Raw genomic sequence first — 13,358 nt, 5'->3', positions numbered from 1 at the left:
TCGGTCCCGGGGGACCTCTAGAGTCACGCCTCCTGGCGACGCTCGTGGTCATACCGAGATCCCCCGCGCTGCCATGAAGGGGACCGGATCGGTGGCGGCGCCGTTGATCCGGGTCTCGAAGTGGAGGTGGCACCCGGTCGACCAGCCGGTCGATCCGATCTTCGCGATCTGCTGCCCGGCCGAGACGTGCTGGCCGTTCGCGACGAGGATCCCGCCGTCGACGATGTGCCCGTAGGCCGTGGAGATGCCGCCGCCGTTGTCGAGCACGACCTCGTTGCCGTAGCCGCCGCCGTTCCCGGCGAAGACGACGGTGCCGTCGTGTGCGGCGTAGATAGGTGCGTAGCAGGCGGGCGCGAGATCGACCCCGGCATGCAGCGCGACGGCGTGCGTGTAGGGGTCGACGCGCATGCCGAAGCCGCTGGTCTGGTAGCCGCCGGCGGGTCGGACCCAGCCCGACGCGTTCGGGGAGCCGCCCCCGGTCCCACCCTGGCTCGTCGCGGCGGCGGCAGCGGCAGCACGGGCGGCAGCGGCGGCGATGCGCGCCTGCCGCTTCTTCTCCTCCTCGACGCCCTTCTTGTAGCTGGCCTCGACACCCCGTTGCTTCGTGGTGAGGAGCGTCAGCTGGGCCTCGAGTCGCGTCTGGTTGTCCGTCTGCGCGCTGACGGCGTCCTGTGCGGCCTCGGCGGCGCCCTGCGCTTCTTGCATCTTCGAGCGCGCGGTCGCGGCCAGTGCGCCGAGCGCCTGCTTCGCGACGTCCGCCTTGTCCGCGAGGCCCTGGGCGGTCCCACGGTCCTGGGAGGCCTGGGCGTAGATGCCGTCGGCCTGTTCGCTGAGCTTCGACATCGCGCCGAGCTCGTACAGCAGGTCACCGGAGTCGGACGGGTGCGAGAGGAGGTCCGTGGTGACGGTGTTCGAGCTCGCGCGCCCGAGCTGGGCCGCCAGCTGTCCCGCCTGCGCCTCGGACGCACTCGCGGTCTTCTCCGCGTCGTCGGCCTGGCCCTGGAGCGACTTCTGCCGGAGCGTCGCCTCGTCGTACTTCGACTGTGCGGCCTGGTACGCCTCGCCGGCGGACTGCGCGGCTTGCTGCTTCGCCTTCGCCTCGGCCTGCAGCGAGGAGATCAGCGACTTGATCTCGCTGACCTTGTCCTGCTGGGCCTGGGTCGACGACTTGGCCTTCTGGACGTCGTCCCAGCTGGGGTACGTGGTCGCGCTGGCCGGGCCGCTCGGCGTGAGCGCGGCGAGGACACCGGCAGCGAGCACGACCGCGACCGCTGCGGCGATGACGCGGCTGCGGTGGCGGAGGGACAGCGTTGGTGAGGTCGACATGTGTCTCGATTTCGTAACAGCGCGGCAAGGCTCACGCACGTAACACTGTTAACAGACGCAACAGTAACAACAGGTGCCGCAACCGGTCACCCCTCGTGCGAGGGGCAGCCGGTGGCGACGACGATGCTCGCACCCGGGCATCGACAGCACGAATCGGGGCCTGGTGCCCCACGCTGAGTGAAGGCCCGCCGCCGGTTGGGGCAGGCGCGACACGCCGGGGAGGACGCGCTCAGGGGGCTCGATTTGTGAAACCCGTGGGGCATCCGTATGCTTGTCCATCGGTAGCGCACTGCACCGCTTGCGGCCCTATCGTTTAGTGGCCTAGGACACCGCCCTTTCACGGCGGCAGCACGGGTTCGAATCCCGTTGGGGTCACTCTTCGTGAGTGAGCAGGCAAGCAGAGCACCACCGAGCAGTACACACAACGCAGTACCCACAACAACACATGGCCCTGTAGCGCAGTTGGTTAGCGTGCCGCCCTGTCACGGCGGAGGTCGCGGGTTCAAGTCCCGTCAGGGTCGCCACGGCTGGATAGCTCAGTTGGTAGAGCGTTCGACTGAAAATCGAAAGGTCCACGGATCGATGCCGTGTCCAGCCACGGTGAAAGGCCCCCTACTCCGGTAGGGGGCCTTTTCGCGTTCCCGGAGTTGCCCCGTCCCCGGACGCGCGGGGTGTCAGCGGTGCCGACCGTGTTCGCACAACCAAAGTCAGCACACACCGCGGTTCGGCGCAGTTCCGACTGACTCCGGTTGTGCGAACGCAGGTCGAACCGGCGCGCCGGCCCCCGCGACTACGCCTCGCGCGCCTTCGGGCTGCTGTCGTTCGTCTTCGCCGGGTCGCGCTCGACGACACCACCCAGGGCGTCGTCGATCCGCGTCAGCAGCTCGGCGGGGATGGTGACCCCGGCGGCACCCGCGTTGTCGTGCACCTGCTCCGGCCGCGAGGCCCCGATGATCGCCGACGCCACGTTCTCGTTCTGCAGCACCCACGCCACCGCGAGCTGCGCCATCGACAGGTTCAGCTCGTCGGCGACGGGCTTCAGGTCCTGCACGGCCGAGAGCACTTCGTCGTTCATGAACCGGGAGATCATCTTCGCGCCGCCCTTGTCGTCGGTGGCACGGGACCCTTCAGGGAGCGGCTGGCCCGGCTGGTACTTGCCGGTCAGCACGCCCTGGGCGATGGGCGACCAGACGATCTGCGAGATGCCGAGTTCCTTCGAGGTGGGGACGACCTCGCCCTCGATGACCCGCCAGAGCGCCGAGTACTGCGGCTGGTTCGAGATGAGCTGGAAGCCGAGCTCCTTCGCCAGTGCCGCACCGGCACGGAGCTGGTCCGCGGTCCACTCGCTGACACCGACGTACAGCACCTTGCCCTGACGGACGACGTCGGCGAACGCCTGCATCGTCTCCTCGAGGGGCGTCTCGTAGTCGTAGCGGTGCGCCTGGTAGAGGTCGACGTAGTCGGTCTGCAGTCGTTCGAGCGATCCGTCGATGGACTCGAGGATGTGCTTCCGTGACAGACCGGTGTCGTTGTGCCCCTTCGGCCCGGTGGGGCCGAACACCTTCGTCGCGATCTCGAGCGACTGCCGGCGCTCCCCCTTGAGGGCCTCGCCGAGGACGGTCTCGGCGCCGGTGTTCGCGTAGACGTCGGCGGTGTCGAACGTCGAGATGCCGACGTCCAGCGCCGCCCGGACGCAGGCGATCGCCGCGTCGTTCTCGACCTGGGAGGCGTGGGTCAGCCAGTTGCCGTAGGTGATCTCGGAGACCTTGAGGCCCGAGTTCCCGAGGTAGCGGTACTCCATGTGCGTGTCACTCCTGTCGTGGGCCGCGTCGGTGCGGTCCGAACCGTGACGGTAGTCTTCGCGAGCTCCGTGCGAGCGGATGACTGTACGCTGATGTTTCACGAATGGGCCGGCAAAGACGAAACCCCGGCGATGTGGCCTGGGCCAGGGATCGTTCCGGGGTCTTCGCGATCAACGGTAGCAGGGGAATCATGCGGGAGGACGTGCTCGAGCGTCTGCTCACGGCCGAACGACTCCGGTCTAGCGCCGAGGTGACGGGATCGTCGGCCGGTGCGCTGCGGCTGTCCGCGTGGAACATGCGAGCCTCAGCGTCGGTCATGGAACTCGCTGGCGTCGTCGAGGTCGTTGCCCGCAACGCACTCGACCGAGAACTTCGCGCTTGGGCGGCCGCCCGCTCCGGGCGACCGTGGTTCGACGTGGCTCCGCCCGACGCCCGTGGCACTGCAGACCTGGCGAAGGCTCGAGCGCGTGCAGGTCGGAACGCACGTCTCGACGAAGTCCACGGCCGGGTCATCGCGGAACTCACCTTCGGGTTCTGGCGGTACCTCGTCGAGTCGCGGCACCACACCTCGCTCTGGGTACCGGATCTCCACAGGGCCTTCCCCCACGGGCCGGACAACCTCCGCGTGCGGCGGAGCGAGGTGACACGGCGACTCCAGCAGCTGCACTTCGTCCGGAACCGCGCCGCGCACCATGAGCCGATCCACGCTCGCGACCTGCACCGCGACCACGACTACGCCATCGAGCTCCTCGATTGGATCAGCCCCGTCGCCGCCGAGTGGGCAGCGTGCACGACGTCGCTCCGCGCGGTCCTCGCCACCCGACCCAGCGCATGAGGTGCAGGATCGCAGGGGCGCGGTGCACAGCGGCACCGCCAGGAGCGAAGGAGCATCCATGACCGGAGCGAGTGTCCTGTTCATCGGCGGCAGCGGGGTGATCAGCGCCGCATGTGTCCGCGAAGCCGTCGAGCAGGGGTTCGACGTGACGGTGCTCAACCGGGGGACCACCGGGGGCAGGCCGATCCCGGATCAGGTGACGCGCCTCCAGGCCGACGTGTCGGACCGCGCCGCACTGGCGGAGGTGCTGGGCGACCGCCGGTGGGACGTCGTCATCAACTGGATCGCGTTCACGCCCGACCAGGTGCAGGCGGACGTCGAGACCTTCGCCGGCCGGACGCGCCAGTACGTCTTCATCAGCTCGGCCTCGGCGTACCAGACCCCGGCGACGCACCTGCCGATCACGGAGTCGACGCCGCTGAAGAACCCGTACTGGCAGTACTCGCGCGACAAGATCGCGTGCGAGGAGCTGCTCATGCAGGCGTACCGGGAGCAGGACTTCCCGGTCACGATCATCCGACCGTCGCACACCTACGACGAGACGAAGCTCCCGCTGACCGGCGGGTGGACCGCGGTCGCACGCATGCGTGCGGGCAAGCCGGTCATCATCACGGGTGACGGGTCGTCGCTGTGGACCCTCACGAACAGCCGGGACTTCGCGGTCGGTTTCACGGGGCTGCTCGACAACGCCTCGGCGATCGGCGAGGCCTTCACCATCACGAGCGACGAGGCGCCGACCTGGAACCAGATCGCCCACGAGATCGCGGCGGCTGCCGGCGTCGACGATCTGAAGATCGTGCACGTGCCCGCGGACGCGATCAACGCGGTGGACCCGGAGTGGGGTGCGGCGCTCCTCGGCGACAAGGCGAACAGCTCCGTGTTCGACAACAGCAAGGTGCGGTCCCTGGTGCCGTGGTACCGGCCGCGGATCCCCTACCGGCAGGGTGTGCGCGAGGTCATCGCCTGGTACGAGGCGCACCCGGAGGAGCAGGTCGTCGACGAGCGGCTCGACGGGCTGATGGACGAGCTCGCCGAGCGCTGGGCGGTGTAGCGCGCGCTGCGCCGCGGCGCGCGGACCGCGGCGCGGCACGGCGCGCGGGCCGCGCCACGCGGCGGCGCACAACGGAAGACACCCGGAACCACGTGATCGCGTGGTTCCGGGTGATTTCGGTTGTGCGGAGGCGATACGAACAGGATCACCGGCCGGGAGGCACGGCGTGCGCCCGCCCGGTCAGCTGCGGGCGCGCAGGACCTCACCGAGCGCGCCGACCGCGTGCCGCACCTCGTCGTCGGTGACGACGAGCGGCGGCGCGAAGCGGATCGTCGACCCGTGGGTGTCCTTCACGAGGACGCCCCGGTCGGCCATGTCGTGCGCGATCTCCTTGCCGGTCCCGAGCGCGGGGTCGATGTCGATCCCGGCCCAGAGTCCGGCGACGCGGTGCGCGACGACCCCGTGACCGACGAGGTCCTCGAGGAGGCCTCGGAGCACGGGCTCGCCGTCGAGCGCCCGCTGCTGGAACGTGCCCTCGGCGAGCATCGCCACGACCTCGGAGCCCACGGCCGCCGCCAGCGGGTTGCCGCCGAACGTCGAGCCGTGTTCGCCCGGACGCAGGACGCCGAGCACGTCGCGGCGACCGACCACGGCGGACACCGGGACGATGCCGCCGCCGAGCGCCTTGCCGAGCGTGATCAGGTCCGGCGTGACCCCGACGCGCTGCACCGCGAGGGTGTGGCCGGTGCGTCCGAGGCCGGACTGGATCTCGTCGGCGACGAGGAGGGCGCCGAACTCGTCGCAGACCTCCCGGACCGCGGGCAGGTAGGACGCCGGCGGGATGACCACGCCGCCCTCGCCCTGGATCGGCTCGAGCAGGACGGCGACGACGGTCTCGTCCATCGCGGCGCGGAGGGCGTCCGCGTCGCCGTACGGCACGGTGCGGAACCCGGGCGTGAACGGTCCGAAGTCGTTCCGGGCCGTCGGGTCGTCGGAGAACGACACGATCGTGGTCGTGCGGCCGTGGAAGTTCCCGGACGCGACGATGATCGTCGCCCGGTCGGCCGGGACGCCCTTGACGCGGTAGCCCCAGGCGCGCGAGACCTTGATCGCGGACTCGACGGCCTCGGCCCCGGTGTTCATCGGGAGCACCATGTCCGTGCCTGTCAGGTCCGCGAGCGCGGCGGCGAACGGCCCGAGCCGGTCGTTGACGAACGCGCGGCTCGTCAGGGTCACCCGGTCGAGCTGGGTCCGGGCGGCGTCGAGCAGCCGGGCGTTGCCGTGGCCGAAGTTCACCGCGGAGTACGCGGCGAGGCCGTCCAGGTAGCGCTTGCCGTCGACGTCCGTCACCCACGCCCCGTCGCCCGACGCGATGACGACGGGCAGCGGGCTGTAGTTGTGGGCGAGGGAGCGGTCCTCCACGGCGAGCGCGGCGGCCGTCGCCGCACCGAGCGACGCGGACATCGCGGTGGCCATCAGGACCGCGCGACCGAGTTGCCGGTGCCGACCGGGTGCAGGTCGAGCGTGCAGCACTTGACGCCGCCGCCGCCGAGCAGGAGCTCGGACAGGTCGACGCCGATCGGGTTGTAGCCCTTCTCGCGCAGCTGCTCCGCGAACCGCTCGGCGCGCGACGCGATCACGACGTTGTAGCCGTCCGAGTACGAGTTCAGGCCGAGGATCGCGGCGTCCTCCTCCGTGGCGATGATCGCGTCCGGGAAGCGCTCGCGCAGGATCTCGAGCGAAGCCTCGTCGAAGGCGCTCTCGAGGTAGGCGATGTTGCTCCGGCCGGACGCATCGGGCTCGGGGTCGAGCACGGCGATCGCGGTGTCGAGGTGGTAGAAGCTCGGGTTGACGAGCCTGAGCGTGACGACCTCGCGGCCGTAGATCTTCGCGAGTTCCTCGTGCGAACTGCTGTCGGAGCGGAAGCCGGTGCCGGCGAAGATCGTGTCCCCGATGAGCAGGAAGTCGCCCTCGCCCTCGTTGGTCTCCTCGGGCTCGGCGACGGTCAGGCCGGCGCTGCGGAACCAGTCCATGTAGGCCGGACCCTCGGGCTGGCGCTCGGGGTACTGGAACTTGGCGCCGTACGCGACGCCGTCGAGCACGAAGCCGCCGTTGGCCGCGTAGACCATGTCGGGCAGGCCCTCGATCGGCTCGATGTACGAGATGTCGAAGCCGAGCTGCTCGTAGACGTCGACGAGCGACTGCCACTGCTGGACGGCCTTCGACGTGTCGGTCGGGTCCTCCGGGTGCATCCACGGGTTGATCCGGTAGCTGACCGTGTAGTGGGTCGGCTTGCACATGAGGATCGTGCGCTTGGTCGCGACACGGGCCGGGGTGGCGAGGGATTCGGGAGCGGTGTTCGACATCAGTCCTCCTGGGGGACCGGGGCCCGAGCCTGCCAGGAACCACCACTGGACGAGTTGCAGAGCTCCGGCGAGATGCAGGCTCACTCGCCGTAGCGGACCAGGTCGACGCCGATCGAGAGTCTTGCACACACCGTCCGCTCAGTGCAGTCACGAGGTGGTCACGGCCTGGCACCCGTTGTGGGCACGCACGTTTCGTGCGCCGGAGCCACCGGGCGTGCAAGAAGCACGCGTAGCATTGGGGCAATGGATTCGCTCGACCACCGCATCCTGGATCAGCTCCGGGACAACGCCCGCGCCGGCTACGGCGACATCGGGTCGGTGGTCGGACTCTCGGCCTCGGCCGTGAAGCGCCGGGTCGACCGACTCGTCGCGGACGGGGTGATCCAGGGCTTCACGATCAAGGTCGACCCCGCCGTCGAGGACCGCGGCACCGAGGCGTGGGTCGAGCTCTACTGCCGCGGCACGGTCTCCCCCGACGAGCTCCGATCGCTCCTCGACAGCGTGCCCGAGGTGATCGACGCCGGCACGGTCACCGGCAGCGCCGACGCGGTCGTGCACATGCGCTCGAAGGACCTCGCCGCGCTCGAGGAGGCGCTCGACCGGGTACGGCTCGCGCCCCAGGTCGACCACACGCGGTCCGCGATCGTGCTGTCGAAGCTGGTCACCCGCGACTCGGCCTGAGCCCGCCCCCGGCGCGTAGGTTCGCCCCTGTGGGACGGAAGACGACAGCCGGGAGGCACGGCGCGCCTCCAGGACGGTCGGTGACGGCCCGGCGGATGGTCGCCGCCGCCTGCGCCGCGTACGCGGCCAACTGCCTCTGGGGCACGGCCGTGGCCGTGCGCCTCATCCGGACGCGGAAGCTCCGGGTGGTGCACCACGGGCTGTTCGTCGTGACCGCGACCCTGACCGGGGTGGCGGCCACGACACCGGCCTGGACGCGCGACCGGAGTGCCCTGTTCCTGCTGCCCGCGCTCGTCCCGCTGGCCGTCGCTCCGAGGACGGATCCCCGTGCCGGAGCACACTGGAGGGTCGCGGTCGCCGCTGCCCCGTCCTACCTCGGGGCGCTGCTGGCGCGCGGCCGACGAGAGAGGTGAGCTGTGGAGCTCTTCGAGGCGATCCGACGCCGACGCACGACCAACGGGGCGTTCCTGCCCGACCCCGTCTTCGAGGAACACCAGCGGGGTGCTGATGGAGCTCGCGGGGCGTGCGCCGTCGCAGCTGAACAGCCAGCCCTGGCGGTTCGTGCTCGTCGAGGAGCGTTCGACGATCGATCGCGTCGCGCAGATCAGCGGGTCCTCGATGACGCGGACGATGGCCGAGGGCACCTTCTTCGAGCGGTACAAGCCGTACTTCCGGTTCTCGCAGGCCGAGATGGACGAGCGGCGCGACGGCATGCTGTTCGACAAGCTGCCCGGGCCGCTCAAGCCGTTCACGAAGCAGGTCTTCACGAAGCGCGGGCAGCTGCTGATGAACACCCTGCGCGTGCCGCACACCCTCGGTGAGGAGAACCGGAAGCTCGTCGCCGGGTCGCCGCTGCTGCTCGGCGTGATGCTCGACCGGCACGAGTACCGGAAGGAGGAGCTGTCGGGCTTCTACTCGGTGTTCAGCATGGGAGCGGCGATGGAGAACGTCTGGCTCGCCACGACCGAGCTCGGCCTCGGGATCCAGTTCGTCTCGTTCCCGATGGAGACCCCCGGCGCGTGGGAGGAGATCGAGGGGCTGCTCCGGGTCCCGCCGTCCCTCGAGCTCATGGCCGTCTACCGGATCGGGTACCTGCCGCCCGAGCGTCGGCGTCCGGCGATCGACTGGACCTCGAGCGAACGGAAGCGTCCGTCCCAGTACGTCTTCCGCGGGACCTGCGACACACCGCAGCAGGGCTGGGACGACGTCGCGCCCGCCGGCGGGGAGGACCTCCGATGACGGCGATCTCGGCGGCCGCTCCGGGACTGACCGGCCGCCCGTGGATCCAGCAGGACTGGCGCGACGTCGTGTTCGTGCACTGGCGGGTCGACGTCTCGGCGGTCGCACCGCACCTGCCGCGCGGCACCCGCCCGGACACGCTCGGGGCCGACGGGGTCGACGACGGCGCGACCACGTGGGTGGGACTCATCGCGTTCCGCTTCACCGACACGGCGTTCCCGCCGATCCGCGTCGGCCGGGTCGGTGACTTCGTCGAGGTGAACATCCGCGTCTACACGGTCGACGACCAGGGGCGGCACGGTGTCGTGTTCCTGTCACTCGACGCCGGGAAGCTCCTGCCCACCATCGGGGCCCGGGTCGCGACCGCGCTGCCGTACTGGTGGGCGCACGCCGAGTTCCGTCGTCCGGAGCCCGACCGCGCCGCCTACGCGATGCGGCGGCACGGGACGCACACCCGGTCGATGGTCGACGTGCGGATCGGCTCGCCGATCGCGGAGCCCACCGCCCTCGAGACGTTCCTCACCGCCCGCTGGGGCATGCACGTGCGCCGCGCCGGCCGGACCCGGTTCTGGCCGAACGAACACGAGCCGTGGCCGCTGCACCGGGCGACGATCGTGCACCTCCGGGACGACCTCGCCGGGGCGGCCGGGCTGCCGTTCGGGCTGACGGAGCTCGAGCCGGACTCGGTCCTCTACGCGCCGAAGGTCACGACGCGGTTCGGTCTGGGGCGCTGAGCGGGTCGTCGTCGCGGCGGCCGGCAGCGCGCCAGGAGACCAGCGCGACGACCGCGGCGGCCGGCACGACGAGGAGCCCCCATCCGGACCACCGGGCCGCGGACCGGTCGTCGATGCCGGGGACCGTCAGTGCGACGATCGCGAGGACGGCCGACGCCACCGCGACGGCGACCGATGCCACCGCCCGGCCGCGGAGCTCGAAGCGCGTCGGGTCGTCGCGCCGCAGGGTGTGCACCATCGTCCCCGCGACCACGAGGCCGATGAGAACCACCTGCGCCCCGATCGCGAGCCCGAACACGACGAGCGCGACGCCGGCGGAGCTCCACGCCACGACCCGGGTGCGGTGCAGACGCCAGGCCGCCGCCCGACCCGGGGACCAGTACGCGTGCCGTCCGGCCACGGCGAGCACGACCGCGCCGACCAGGCCCACGACGCAGACGACGATCGCCAGGGGCAGCGCGGCGCGGTGCAGCCAGACGCCGATCGCCAGGACCGCCAGCGCTGCGACGGCCAGCCCGGCGGGAGGGGCCCACCACTGCTCGGGCAGGATCGGTGTCCGGCGGACCCACCGTGGTTCGAGCTCCGCGTCGTCGCGGGCATCGTCGTCGGCATGGGCGTCGTCGTCCGCGCGGGCGTCGTCGCGGGCGCGGGCGTCGTCGTCGGCCGGTCGACGATCGGACGTCACGTGTCGGCTCCGTCCTGCTCGGCGAGGAACGGGTCCGGCGGCGTCCGCTCGGCGAGGGCGAACTGCACGACCGCCATCGCCAGGGCCAGCGCGCCCAGGATCGCGCCCGGACCGATCCACGTCACCGAGAAGCGCTGCGGGAGGTCGTGGACCGTGAAGCCCACGACGGACAGGGTCAGGCACGCCACCGCCAGGGACACCGAGGCCCAGGCGACGATCACCCTGTCGGTGCGCGGGACGGACCGGGCCAGTCGGAACGACATCGGTACCCACGCCGCCGCCCCGAAGAACCAGCCGAGCGGGAACCCGACGGCCAGGGAGCCGACCGCGATGGTCGACGTCGTGGTCACCCCGACGACCACGCGGACGACGTGCAGCCGCCACGTCGCTGCGACCGTCTGTTCCGCGTAGGCCGTCCGCCCGGCCACGGCCAGGGCGACCGCGCCCGCGGCGACGACGACCGCGCTCGCCGTGCAGACGACCAGGCCGAGCGTCTCACCGAACTGCGTGCCGAGCAGGGCGAGGAGGACGGCGAGGGCCGCCGCGCAGGCCGGGAGCGTCCAGACCTCGCGGTGTCGGGTGGGGGTGTCGAGGACCCAGCCGGGCGGCGGCGCCTCGTCGACCGTGTCCTCTGCTCGGGTGTCCACGGGGCCATCATCCTCGTCGCCGGCCTCCCGCGCGCCGCTCCAGGGGACACCGGCTGGGTGGGGGTCCGTGCTCGCATCGGTAGAACGGGGTCATGACACGTGTGGCAGTGGTGACCGGTGGATCGGCGGGGCTCGGACGGGCGACGGTGCGCGAGCTCGCCGCGCGGGGGTGGGAGGTCGCCGTCCTCGCCCGCGGGAAGGACGGGGTCGACGCGGCGGTCGCCGAGGTCGAGGCAGCGGGACGCCGCGGGCTGGCTGTGCTCGTCGACGTCTCGGAGCGCGAGGCCGTCGAGGCCGCGGCCGACCGGGTCGAGGCCGAGCTCGGGCCGATCGACCTCTGGGTGAACGACGTCATGGTCGGGGTGTTCGGGCGCTTCCTCGACACCGACCCCGACGACTTCGAGCGGGCGCTCCGGGTCACTTACCTCGGCTGCGTGAACGGCATCCGAGCGGCACTGTCCCGCATGGTCCCCCGCGATCGCGGCCAGGTGATCCAGGTCGGCTCGGCACTGGGCTTCCGCGGGATCCCCCTGCAGGCCGCGTACTGCGGCGCCAAGCACGCGATCGTCGGGTTCACCGAGTCGGTCGTGTCCGAACTCGAGGAGCAGGGCAGCAGGGTCGCGATCTCCCGGGTCGACATGCCGGCACTCAACACGATCCAGTTCCAGTGGGTGAAGTCGCAGCTGCCGCACCAGGCACAGCCGGTCGCACCGATCTACCAGCCCGAGGTGGGCGCACGAGCGATCGCCGCGACGGCCGAGCGGCCCCGACGCCGCACGTGGGTCGGTGAGTCGACCGTGTACACGATCCTCGGCAACCGGATCAGCGCACGGTTCGCGGACTGGTACGCCGCCAAGACGCTCGTGTCCGGGCAACAGGCGCCGCAGAAGGACGGCGCCGCGCTCGGCGTCAACCTCTCCGAGCCGATCCCGGGCGACCACGGCGCCCACGGCGTCTTCGACGACTCGGCGCACGCCTGGTCGCCGCAGACCTGGTGGGTCGAGCACCGACGGCTCGGCAACGGCATCATCGGCGCAGTGCTCGGCGTCGCAGGGGCAGTGGCGCTCGCGGCGGGGCGTCGGAAGTGAGGACGGTCGAGGTCCTGCGGCTCGCGGTCGCCGGTGGCCACGCGGTCCGGCTCCTCGAACCGCGCAGGACGCCGGTGCTCGACGCGGTGCTCGCGGTGCGACAGACGGCGCAGGCGGTGCTGGTGTCACGCTCCGGTTCGCCGGACGCCCACACCGCGAGCGCCGTCGTGGACGTGCTGCACGGCGCGTCGATGGTCCCGGTCGCGCTGCTCGGTGGACGCCTGCGCCGCTTCGCCGCCGTGCAGCTGGTCCTCGCGGCGGCACTCGCCGTCGCGGAGGTGACCGCCGTCGGCCGCGGCCGCAGTCGCGGCCGCCGCTGACCCGGCCCCCCGGTCAGACGACGTCCGCACGGAACGCGCGCCGTGCCTCCAGGCGGGCCACCTGAGCCCGGACCGCTCGGCGTCGCAGACCCCGGGTCGGGGCCCACGGCTGTGGACCTGCACCCGCCCGCGGCCGTCGTCCCGTTCGCCCGGTGACAGGCCGTCGACGAGGACTGCGCCGTCGTCAGACCCGGAGCTCCTGGAAGTCGGGGTCGAGGTCGCCGAAGCGGTGCGCCGTGATCGACACGGACTGCTCGCGGAGGAACGGCAGCATCTCGATGCGTCCCGACTCCACCACCGGAGCGTCGTGGATGGCGGTGTCGACGCTCGCTCCGAGGGCCTCCTCGAGCGCGAGCGGGTCGCCGCCGAGCAACCGGATGCGGCTGCCGGGACCGCCGAACGCGGTGTGCCGAGGCCGGTCGGGTTGTGCGAGCACCTGCTCGAGTGCGTCCTGCGGTTCGTCGTCCGCGTCGCTCCACCGACGGTCGAAGACGGCACCGGACGCCGCACGCGCGAGGAAGTCTTCGTCGCTCTCGACGAGGTGGTCGACGACGTCGAGCGGGGAGCGAGCGGAGGCGAAGAGCTGGGTGAGCGGCCCGGGCAGCGGCCGAGCCGTGCTGAGCATGACGGTGCCCGGCGGCGTC

Annotated in this window: 13 protein-coding genes, 3 tRNA genes and 2 pseudogenes; 11 read left to right on the top strand and 7 right to left on the bottom strand. The window is 71.4% G+C overall.

From position 1 onward, the window contains the following. Positions 1-48 precede the first annotated feature (48 nt). Positions 49-1,326, bottom strand: a complete 1,278-nt coding sequence (locus tag I59_RS04265; RefSeq protein ID WP_022902806.1) for a M23 family metallopeptidase — start codon at positions 1,324-1,326, stop codon at positions 49-51. A gap of 302 nt (positions 1,327-1,628) precedes the next feature. Here I59_RS04265 and I59_RS04260 point away from each other — a divergent pair. The 3 genes from I59_RS04260 to I59_RS04250 all read left to right on the top strand — a co-directional run bounded on the left by I59_RS04260 (position 1,629) and on the right by I59_RS04250 (position 1,924). Further along, positions 1,629-1,701 (top strand) — tRNA-Glu (locus tag I59_RS04260). A gap of 72 nt (positions 1,702-1,773) precedes the next feature. Further along, positions 1,774-1,850: transfer RNA gene (locus tag I59_RS04255), tRNA-Asp, on the top strand. Between the two features lies 1 nt (position 1,851). Beyond that, a tRNA-Phe gene (locus I59_RS04250) sits at positions 1,852-1,924 on the top strand. Between the two features lie 192 nt (positions 1,925-2,116). On the opposite strand, the gene I59_RS04245 is transcribed toward I59_RS04250, so the two are convergent. Beyond that, on the bottom strand, positions 2,117-3,127 hold the full coding sequence (locus I59_RS04245; RefSeq protein ID WP_022902805.1) for an aldo/keto reductase family protein: 1,011 nt from the start codon (positions 3,125-3,127) through the stop codon (positions 2,117-2,119). 191 nt (positions 3,128-3,318) lie between these two features. Between I59_RS04245 and I59_RS04240 the strand changes: the two genes are divergently transcribed. Both I59_RS04240 and I59_RS04235 read left to right on the top strand, forming a co-directional pair. Then, the gene (locus tag I59_RS04240) at positions 3,319-3,963 is read left to right on the top strand and encodes a hypothetical protein (protein ID WP_022902804.1); all 645 of its coding nucleotides are present in this window, start codon (positions 3,319-3,321) and stop codon (positions 3,961-3,963) included. 58 nt (positions 3,964-4,021) lie between these two features. Then, the gene (locus I59_RS04235; protein WP_022902803.1) at positions 4,022-5,014 is read left to right on the top strand and encodes an SDR family oxidoreductase; all 993 of its coding nucleotides are present in this window, start codon (positions 4,022-4,024) and stop codon (positions 5,012-5,014) included. A 180-nt stretch (positions 5,015-5,194) separates the two neighbouring features. Here I59_RS04235 and rocD read toward each other — a convergent pair whose 3' ends face one another. Then, on the bottom strand, positions 5,195-6,430 hold the full coding sequence (gene rocD / locus I59_RS04230) for an ornithine--oxo-acid transaminase (protein WP_022902802.1): 1,236 nt from the start codon (positions 6,428-6,430) through the stop codon (positions 5,195-5,197). Further along, on the bottom strand, positions 6,430-7,320 hold the full coding sequence (gene ddaH, locus I59_RS04225) for a dimethylargininase (RefSeq protein ID WP_022902801.1): 891 nt from the start codon (positions 7,318-7,320) through the stop codon (positions 6,430-6,432). Before ddaH ends, rocD begins: the two co-directional genes overlap by 1 nt. A gap of 243 nt (positions 7,321-7,563) precedes the next feature. On the opposite strand from ddaH, the gene I59_RS04220 reads away from it, so the two are divergent. The 4 genes and pseudogenes from I59_RS04220 (at position 7,564) to I59_RS04205 (ending at position 9,974) form a co-directional block, all read left to right on the top strand. Beyond that, the gene (locus I59_RS04220) at positions 7,564-8,001 is read left to right on the top strand and encodes an Lrp/AsnC family transcriptional regulator (RefSeq protein WP_022902800.1); all 438 of its coding nucleotides are present in this window, start codon (positions 7,564-7,566) and stop codon (positions 7,999-8,001) included. Positions 8,002-8,081: 80 nt separating this feature from the next. After that, positions 8,082-8,414 carry a hypothetical protein gene (locus I59_RS04215; protein WP_148286081.1) on the top strand — a complete coding sequence of 111 codons (333 nt, stop codon included), beginning with the start codon at positions 8,082-8,084 and terminating at the stop codon, positions 8,412-8,414. Between the two features lie 3 nt (positions 8,415-8,417). Next, positions 8,418-9,240: pseudogene (locus tag I59_RS19150) on the top strand (nitroreductase family protein). After that, on the top strand, positions 9,237-9,974 hold the full coding sequence (locus tag I59_RS04205) for a YqjF family protein (RefSeq protein ID WP_022902798.1): 738 nt from the start codon (positions 9,237-9,239) through the stop codon (positions 9,972-9,974). The pseudogene I59_RS19150 and the gene I59_RS04205 overlap by 4 nt, the downstream one beginning before the upstream one ends. Here the strand turns inward: I59_RS04205 and I59_RS04200 are convergent. Together I59_RS04200 and I59_RS04195 are read right to left on the bottom strand one after the other, a co-directional pair. Next, a complete protein-coding gene (locus I59_RS04200) occupies positions 9,946-10,659 on the bottom strand; it encodes a hypothetical protein (protein WP_022902797.1) in 714 nt (237 codons plus the stop codon). The genes I59_RS04205 and I59_RS04200 overlap by 29 nt on opposite strands. Further along, positions 10,656-11,306, bottom strand: coding sequence for a hypothetical protein (locus tag I59_RS04195; protein WP_022902796.1), 651 nt, complete (start codon positions 11,304-11,306; stop codon positions 10,656-10,658). The genes I59_RS04200 and I59_RS04195 overlap by 4 nt, the downstream gene beginning before the upstream one ends. Before the next feature lie 92 nt (positions 11,307-11,398). Here I59_RS04195 and I59_RS04190 point away from each other — a divergent pair, with 92 nt between their 5' ends. Together I59_RS04190 and I59_RS04185 are read left to right on the top strand one after the other, a co-directional pair. After that, positions 11,399-12,394, top strand: a complete 996-nt coding sequence (locus I59_RS04190; RefSeq protein WP_022902795.1) for an SDR family oxidoreductase — start codon at positions 11,399-11,401, stop codon at positions 12,392-12,394. Beyond that, positions 12,391-12,714, top strand: coding sequence for a hypothetical protein (locus tag I59_RS04185; RefSeq protein WP_022902794.1), 324 nt, complete (start codon positions 12,391-12,393; stop codon positions 12,712-12,714). The genes I59_RS04190 and I59_RS04185 overlap by 4 nt, the downstream gene beginning before the upstream one ends. A 184-nt stretch (positions 12,715-12,898) precedes the next feature. Here the strand turns inward: I59_RS04185 and I59_RS19145 are convergent. Next, a pseudogene (locus I59_RS19145) lies at positions 12,899-13,358 on the bottom strand (1-pyrroline-5-carboxylate dehydrogenase); the annotation flags it as partial.

The sequence above is a fragment of the Curtobacterium sp. B8 genome, assembly GCF_000333315.1.
GTDB classification, from domain to species: Bacteria; Actinomycetota; Actinomycetes; order Actinomycetales; family Microbacteriaceae; genus Curtobacterium; species Curtobacterium luteum.
Note: the sequence above shows the minus strand (reverse complement) of the source record. Positions and strands in the feature narration are given on the sequence as shown.

Bases quoted from the DNA above. Each gene is read 5' to 3' on its own strand.
- I59_RS04265 (WP_022902806.1), bottom strand. From the start codon at position 1,326: ATGTCGACCTCACCAACGCTGTCCCTCCGCCACCGCAGCCGCGTCATC.
- I59_RS04245 (WP_022902805.1), bottom strand. From the start codon at position 3,127: ATGGAGTACCGCTACCTCGGGAACTCGGGCCTCAAGGTCTCCGAGATC.
- I59_RS04240 (WP_022902804.1), top strand. From the start codon at position 3,319: ATGCGGGAGGACGTGCTCGAGCGTCTGCTCACGGCCGAACGACTCCGG.
- I59_RS04235 (WP_022902803.1), top strand. From the start codon at position 4,022: ATGACCGGAGCGAGTGTCCTGTTCATCGGCGGCAGCGGGGTGATCAGC.
- rocD (WP_022902802.1), bottom strand. From the start codon at position 6,430: ATGGCCACCGCGATGTCCGCGTCGCTCGGTGCGGCGACGGCCGCCGCG.
- ddaH (WP_022902801.1), bottom strand. From the start codon at position 7,320: ATGTCGAACACCGCTCCCGAATCCCTCGCCACCCCGGCCCGTGTCGCG.
- I59_RS04220 (WP_022902800.1), top strand. From the start codon at position 7,564: ATGGATTCGCTCGACCACCGCATCCTGGATCAGCTCCGGGACAACGCC.
- I59_RS04205 (WP_022902798.1), top strand. From the start codon at position 9,237: ATGACGGCGATCTCGGCGGCCGCTCCGGGACTGACCGGCCGCCCGTGG.
- I59_RS04190 (WP_022902795.1), top strand. From the start codon at position 11,399: ATGACACGTGTGGCAGTGGTGACCGGTGGATCGGCGGGGCTCGGACGG.